The organism is Pseudomonas bohemica (assembly GCF_002934685.1).
Classification (GTDB): Bacteria; Pseudomonadota; Gammaproteobacteria; order Pseudomonadales; family Pseudomonadaceae; genus Aquipseudomonas; species Aquipseudomonas bohemica.
On sequence record NZ_NKHL01000027.1, the window covers coordinates 1 to 697 of the forward strand.

General features: G+C 58.4%; 1 pseudogene. It reads left to right on the plus strand.

From position 1 onward, the window contains the following. Window positions 1-303: 303 nt before the first annotated feature. Window positions 304-697: pseudogene (locus CE491_RS00090) on the plus strand (DDE-type integrase/transposase/recombinase); the annotation flags it as partial.

Genomic DNA, 697 nt, shown 5'->3' on the forward strand with positions numbered 1-697 from the left:
TACTGGAAACCCGTCTTCAGATGCCGCGGCTGGGCACGCGCAAGCTGCATGGTCTGATGCAGGCTGAGCCTGAACTGGCGTGATCGGTAGGTCGGGATCGGCTATTCGATATCCTCAGAGCCAGTCGCCAACTGATACGCGCAAACGAGCCTATGTGACGCGAAGCGATCCTCAGGGTATGGGTGTGCATTCTTTAGGCTGGGTATGTAGTGATTTGTGAGCAACCCTAAGCGATACCATTGCAGCCGATTCCGCTGGTCGCCGTGTTCGGTGCGGCGAAGCCACACTGCGCTTATCTCTTCGCCAAGGCGTGGGCAGGTTGTGCGGACAACGGTGGCCGGCGACAAGTCGCTCTGTCCGCTGGATCATGTCCAGCGTCAGTTCCATGCCGATCGTCCGAACCAACTGTGGGTGGCGGATTTCACCTATGTTTCGACCTGACAAGGCTGGCTGTACGTGGCCTTTGTGATTGACGTCTTTGCGCGGCGCATCGTCGGCTGGCGAGTCAGTACCCGCATGAAGACCGACTTCGTGCTCGATGCATTGGAGCAAGCTCTGTACGCCCGTCAGCCGCACCGCACGGGTGGTCTGCTTCACCATAGTGACCGTGGTAGCCAGGGCGGATTCAACCGGTCGTCGCAACACCTTGATCGAGGTGTTTATGGGACGACCCGCAGGATGGATGCAAAAATTGACG